The organism is Ruoffia tabacinasalis, assembly GCF_042652985.1.
Taxonomy (GTDB): domain Bacteria; phylum Bacillota; class Bacilli; order Lactobacillales; family Aerococcaceae; genus Ruoffia; species Ruoffia tabacinasalis.
The window spans coordinates 1-6,621 of record NZ_JBHSHQ010000017.1; the positions used below are offsets into that span (position 1 = coordinate 1).

The window sequence follows — 6,621 nt, forward strand, 5'->3', positions numbered from 1 at the left end:
AATTAATAACTTTACATAACAAATCTCTGTCCATAAGATGAGTTATGGAAAGATTTACATAATTCATCAAGGATGAGAAGATCAACTTTGATAAGCTTTTTCATTAATTTGGTATAACTACCATCAGCTTGGTGTGTCGCAATTTTAAACTCCTCTAATAGATTAGGCAAGCGAGTATAACGAACGGTGTAAAATTGCCTGCAGGCCTGAACGCCGAAGGCGGTAGCTAACCATGTCTTTCCAGCTCCCGATACACCTTTAAAGATGATATTGCGACCGTCTAAGATATAATCTCCAGCTGACAACTTCATGAGTAATTCTCTGTCTAGTTTACGATCTGCATCATATTGGATACCCTCTATAGCGGCTTTCACGGTGAATTGTGCTTGTTTTAGTAATCGATTCAATTTATTGCTTTTACGTACGGAATCTTCTTGATCAATCATGATTCCCAATAATTCATCAAAAGTAAGATCCTTGTATGCTGGGTTTGACAGTAAGGTTTCATAAGCTTCTGCCATACCTGAGAGTCTAAGCTGTTTTAGTTTATCATAATTTTGTTGATTCATTTATTTCTACCTCCATAATATGATGCCCCTCTAGTAAAACCATATTTTTCCTTCATCTTTCTAGATTTTGGTTCTGTTAATTTTTCTTCATCGTGTTTTTTATTTGATTGAATAATGGTTTGCACACTTTTGACCGTCGGTCGATTGGTAGCTTTTAATACATCTTTACAGGCTTGTTCGATTTCATAATTGGTATATTTTCTTTCCAACTTCTTTAAAGTGAAGATTGCGTTGAGGGCTTGCTTTTCAACTTCATAAGTCTCAAGTAAAAAAGTTACAATCATTAGAGTGGAATCGCCTATACTTGCTGCCCATTTTAATCCTTCTTCAGGCGTTTGTTCGATATACAATCGATGATTCTGAGGCATATGTTCTTTTAAGGTAGAGAACTGTCCGTATTTTCCATATAATGTTTGATGAGAAGCTGCTCTTATGTGATTAAAATAGATTTCAATTGTACTGTCTGAAATTTTCACATCTACTTCCTTACCTATTAGTTCATAAGGGACAGAATAAAACATACTGTGAATAGAGATATGGTAGTCTGGACGTACTTTAGCGGTACGCCATTCAGACATTCGATAAGGAGTGGCTGGGAGAGGAGAAAGTGCGAATTTCTCTTCTTCTAAAAAGGCAGACCATCTGGAACCATTTCGGTTCTGGAAGGGTCTGTTATTTAAATAGTCTAACTTTTTCCAGATTTCATCGTTCAATTCTTCGATTGAGAAAAACTTCATGTTCCTTAAACCTTGAATAATCCATGTGGACACAATATTTACTGAACCCTCTACACTCGCCTTATCTTTAGGAGAACGAACGCGTGCGGGTAAAATAACTGTGTTATAGTGGTCAGCCATCTCTGCATAAGTCTTATTTAAGATAAGTTCTTTACTCGTATGTTTAGTAACGCCTGTCTTCAAATTATCAGGCACAAGGATTTGTGGTGTTCCTTCAAAAAATTCGAAGGTATGCTGATGAAGTCGAATCCAAGACGGTAAATCCATGCGATAAGAACCTTCTACGTAAAACATTTGAGAACAAGGTAAAGTAGCGATAAATATATACACCTTTCTATTTTCACCCGTATCAGGATCAATAACTGACAAAGTCTGACCTGCCCAATCAACCTCCAATATTTCTCCAGGTTTTCGGCGAATGCGCATCGTTGCCTTATATTTCATCGCATAATTGTGATAATGTTCAGCGAAAGTTCGATAAGCATAAGGTATTTTCCCTACACTCTTTGCTTCTCGTACATACTCATCATGCAATAAAGTCAAAGTAACATTAGGTCTTGCTAATTCTTTATGGACATATTCGAAGTCCATGACATGCCGCCCGCTATTCTCCTGTTTCTTTTCAGGGTAAAGGAAATCTTCCAGCCATGGATCAGTGATTCCTTCATCCAACGGGATGATGATACCTCTCTTTTCTGCAAGTTTAATCACCTCCGTTACTTTTTGCCGTGAGTGCTGTGTAATCGTAGCTATACTTCTAAGCGATACGCCTTCACTATGTAATTCCAAAATCTTTCGATAAGGGAACATACAAAAACCTCCTATATATCTTATTGTCACGCTCACCTTTCTAAAAGATGTAAACGTGCTCAATAAGTATACAGGAGGATATATAAGTTTTGGTAAATTCTTCCGCAAAGAGTGGTAAAACTGTCCGCAATCACTGGTAAAAAGAACCGCAAGGTTGGTACAAATTAAATGCAATAATCAAATAGCGAAACTGGATGTATTAGTCATTGATGATTTTCTTTTAACACCGACAACCCAAGATGAACAAAAATACTTAATGGAAATCTTTGAATTAAGAAGTCGAGATCGTTCCCTTATTATTTCCTCTCAAATGGAAACAGGAGAATGGCATAAGAAATTAGGAGGTGGTGCCATTGCGGATGCCATACTTGATCGTGCCATCTCAAACTCTTATCATTTATATATTTCTGGTGATTCTTTAAGAATGAAGACTGGTTCAGCGGGTTCCGACTAGACTGGTTCAGCAAAACGCGATTTGCCTGGCTCAGGCAATCGCGTTTTTATGGCCCTATTGAAACGCTATATGCAAGATGCAAAAAAATTGCATCTCTTTTTTGTTTCTTGAGGTATAAAAAACACAAGACTATGAAGTGTTTTACTCTTTCTAAAATCTAGTGTTAAAAATATTTATTTTCAGTATTATCGGAAAAGTTAAGGTGGAGATGAGGGGGCTCATATTAACCCCTTCACATCAACGTTTGTAGTTATATGGTAATGGTTTAGACTAAATTATCACGCATACGCCTATGTTTTATAAATAACGAGATGCGATTCTTTCGCTTTCGAAGTTAAAATCAGATTCTTATAAAACTTCGTTTACTAATAGCTTTTATCAGATTCAAATTCAGGTAATAACTTATTAATATCTTCCCCTTCTTTATATAAAACTACTCTTGAATTTTCAATATCTTTAATAAAGTTAACCTTTTTTCCAGTATACTCATTATGCAAATGTTCTATAATTTCTCTTAAGTAGTAGTTGTTGTTAAAATTTGGAATATATTTATCAAGTGTTACCGAAATGAGAAAGTTGTCTCGATCTAAAATTCTAATTAAGCTTTCAATACTTTCAATACTAACTTGTTTTTTCAATAACTCAATATGGTATTGTAAACTCCAAATTCTTTCTAGGTTAGCATTTTCACTATCAGGCGTTTGATTAGAAGGTAATTGGTCAACTTTAATAATTATTGGCATATCAAAACTTGTTCCAGTTACTACACATTGGCCTGCACCTAGTTCTGGTATATTACGTCTTGATAAAATGTCTAGGCTGTTAATTGTATTACCAATCATCTTAAGATCTTGTTCATTAACTAGTCTATGTATAAAAAAGTTATGAATTTGAGAAATAATAGTTGGCGAAATATCTGATGGTCTTTGACTAGAAATTGTAACATAAAAACCAAACTTTCTACCTTCCTTTATTATTTCTTCAAATACTTCTAATCGGTAATCTTTCCAAGTGGACTCCTCTCTATTCGATGATTCTGATAATATGTTATGAGCTTCATCAATAATGAGATGTACAGTTTTGTTTAATCCAGATTCGTTTAATATTTTTGTTTTATGCTCTCTATAAAACTGCTTAGTAATTAATAATGGTATGACTTTTTTTGCTTCCTGATTACAATCACCTAACGAGATAACAATTACTTCCTCTTCAATCTTTTCATTATTAATTTCTATCAATCTATCAATAATATTACTTCGTGATTCTATCCTTTCAATTAAAGGACTTATATGGTCAAATTGGCTATAATTGCTTGCTAAATTAAATATCAATCTTAGCTGCGTAAAAATCGATAACTTATCTGCTAACGTAAGCTGTTCAAAAGCTGAATCTACAGATGGCTCAGAGCTAAGCTTTCTTATTAATTCATCTCTGTTATTATTAATATCCTGTTCTGTTTTTTGACTCATATAAAAATTCGTAGATAATGAAGAATCATCATTATAATAAGTCGAGTTTGCACTATGCCAATTGGCATTTAACCAAACATAAACATCATTATTGCTTGTTCTATTGTCAAAATGACTGTCAAAAGAAATTTTTTTAAAAATATTCCTCAAAATTCCTAGAGATTCTTTGTTGTTGTTGCGACGAAACACATTATAAAAAGCTTTACCTATATCCTCAATTATACTATCTTTAGAAATATTATAATTGTTTCTTATTACGTAATAATTAATAGCATTTTTTAGAAAAGGTTGTTGGGTTTTTTCTGTTGCTGAAAATAATATCGAGAGTGTTTCTGTGTCCCAAAACTGTTTCTCTGATAACCGGATTTTATCACTGGTATCATTAGATGTACTTAGTTTTAATGTTTTTTTATTTGTTGTTAAAACATCTTTTCGAGTATATTCTCCATTAAAATCAATAAAAACAAATTGAGATATTCCGGAATGATATACTTTAGAATCATTTAGACTAAAAAGCTCAGTATATATTTTGGCTAGTGTATTTGATTTTCCTGATCCAGTATTTCCGAAGATGCCTATATGCGTATTAAAAATATTATTCCATGGTAAATTAAAGGCTATTTCTTCATTCACGGTATTTCCTATTGCATAAGAAAACAAGTGATTTACAGAGTTGCCTTGAATTATTTTTTGGATTTTTTTTTCTGTTAATAAAACAACTTCATCATAAATTAAAGGAAATGTTCCTAGACCTTTAACGAAATCATTGTTCTGATTGAATTTACCAATTATTTTAAGTTCTATTAATCTTTTAAATCTATCTAAACCATACTCTTGGTTTGATATATCGTTATAAGAATCTTCTAAGAATTCCTTTTCTACTTTTCCGATAATTGTAAAAGGCCCTCTTATTATTCCTATATATGTGCCAATACCTACCCCACTATAGTATTCACCATCATAATAATAATTTAGAAGATTTGTGTTATCATGCATCATTGCAGTTACCCTTAATCCTTCTATACTAATAATATTCCCTACTACAAATGGATTACTCGACATTAGATTTTCCTCCCAGCAAGTTCATAAGATAATCAAAATTTCCTTTTAGAATTTCTCCATCTTCTAATTTGTTATTTGGGGGAAGATATCGAATATTTTTATAGTTTACAAACTTAATATTCTTTAGTTCATGCAAGGTATCTTCTGAATAGTATATAATATAAACATCTAACGAAGGATTTAACAATGATCTTTCAAAAATACTTTGAATATGCTCATCAGCAAAAGAAAATCCAAAAACGATTAACACACTATTATCTTTCTCTAACTCATAACTTAATGAGCGAATCTGTTGGAAATAGTGCTCGTCAAGTACAGTGTCTCTAAACTTTCTCTTATCTGGATTTATGATTAATATTTTTTCATATTCATTCTCAAAATGTTCTAATATGGTATTCGAAATCACAATGCCATTTAAATAGTTATTTATATATTCATAAATCATATCTTCTTCGCCTTCGTAGTCTTCAATAACTACGTTCAATTCAAATAGACTTTTTACGTTCTCCTCAGTAAGTTCAGTATCATCACCAATTAGTATATTAGTTAATTTATTAATGTGAGTTGAATCATAATTAACGATTAAATCTTTATTTGAACTTTCTCTTTCCCATGAAAGAGAACCATGCATTTTAAAAAGATTTATTGTTGGTATTTCTCTTTTGTATTTATCTCCATACCCACTTTGAGTAACATTTAAGAAAAAATTTTTATTTGATATTTTCCTTTTAATAAAACCCTTGCTACCATCATTAAAGAAGCTTAGTGGATCATTTATACTATCAAATGCATTTTCAAAAAGTAAGTCATAATTTGTTGTAAAAATATTTATTCTTTTAGGTCGCTCATTACTTTCAGAATGAAGAATTTTTAATAAGAGTTCCACAAATTCTTTATAATTCTTATAGACTTTTTGATAATTTTCTTTTTCATTAATAATGGCTTCAATAGGCTCCCCCATTGGAGAGATTACTTTAAATAGTAATACAGATAGAACTTCAGTTTATTTTCTTCAGTAATAGCATTATGTGTAACAAAGTCTTCAAAAGATGGGTTCGAATAACCAAAAGATAATGTTGGATACATTGGATAACTTGCGCCAGAACCGATCAAAAAATTTATGTTTTTTCCATTAAGTATTTCTAAAAAAGATTTCATATAATGTTCCTTTCTAGTACGACTTCACTTTTTATCGAAGATAGAGTTTTTCCTCTTGCCCCACATAATATCATTTACTATTAAAAAAGAGGATAGTTTCCTATTGTGTTGATTAATATAATACCTCGTCTTGCTGATTGACTGGTAATAGGTACTCTTCGCCTTTTTCTGCTTACTTGTCGTTATAGTAATAATAATAAATGTACTCATTTCTATATTATGCTCTACACAAAACCATAGCAGGAAACTAGAATTTTAAAGCTTATAGCTGCTTATCTATCTCAAATTAAGTGGCGGATTTTATAATGAAGTTAGCCACTTCAAAAAATCCAATTAAATAAAAAACGCCATGTGAATTTCAT

At 31.9% G+C, this 6,621-nt stretch carries 5 protein-coding genes; 1 reads left to right on the forward strand and 4 read right to left on the reverse strand.

The window, feature by feature from the left end; translation table 11 throughout:
- Positions 1-11: 11 nt before the first annotated feature.
- Positions 12-569, reverse strand: coding sequence for an ATP-binding protein (locus ACFO5Y_RS03335; RefSeq protein ID WP_197105328.1), 558 nt, complete (start codon positions 567-569; stop codon positions 12-14).
- Entirely contained in the window at positions 566-2,116 is a 1,551-nt protein-coding gene (gene istA, locus ACFO5Y_RS03340; protein WP_197105327.1) for an IS21 family transposase, read from the reverse strand. The genes ACFO5Y_RS03335 and istA overlap by 4 nt, the downstream gene beginning before the upstream one ends.
- A 154-nt stretch (positions 2,117-2,270) precedes the next feature.
- On the opposite strand from istA, the gene ACFO5Y_RS03345 reads away from it, so the two are divergent.
- Positions 2,271-2,570, forward strand: coding sequence for an ATP-binding protein (locus ACFO5Y_RS03345; RefSeq protein WP_197105326.1), 300 nt, complete (start codon positions 2,271-2,273; stop codon positions 2,568-2,570).
- Between the two features lie 365 nt (positions 2,571-2,935).
- On the opposite strand, the gene ACFO5Y_RS03350 is transcribed toward ACFO5Y_RS03345, so the two are convergent.
- Both ACFO5Y_RS03350 and ACFO5Y_RS03355 read right to left on the reverse strand, forming a co-directional pair.
- Positions 2,936-5,101 (reverse strand): ATP-binding protein, encoded by a 2,166-nt coding sequence (locus ACFO5Y_RS03350; RefSeq protein WP_197105325.1) that lies wholly within the window; start codon positions 5,099-5,101, stop codon positions 2,936-2,938.
- Positions 5,091-6,062 carry an SIR2 family protein gene (locus ACFO5Y_RS03355; RefSeq protein ID WP_197105324.1) on the reverse strand — a complete coding sequence of 324 codons (972 nt, stop codon included), beginning with the start codon at positions 6,060-6,062 and terminating at the stop codon, positions 5,091-5,093. Before ACFO5Y_RS03355 ends, ACFO5Y_RS03350 begins: the two co-directional genes overlap by 11 nt.
- Positions 6,063-6,621 lie beyond the last annotated feature (559 nt).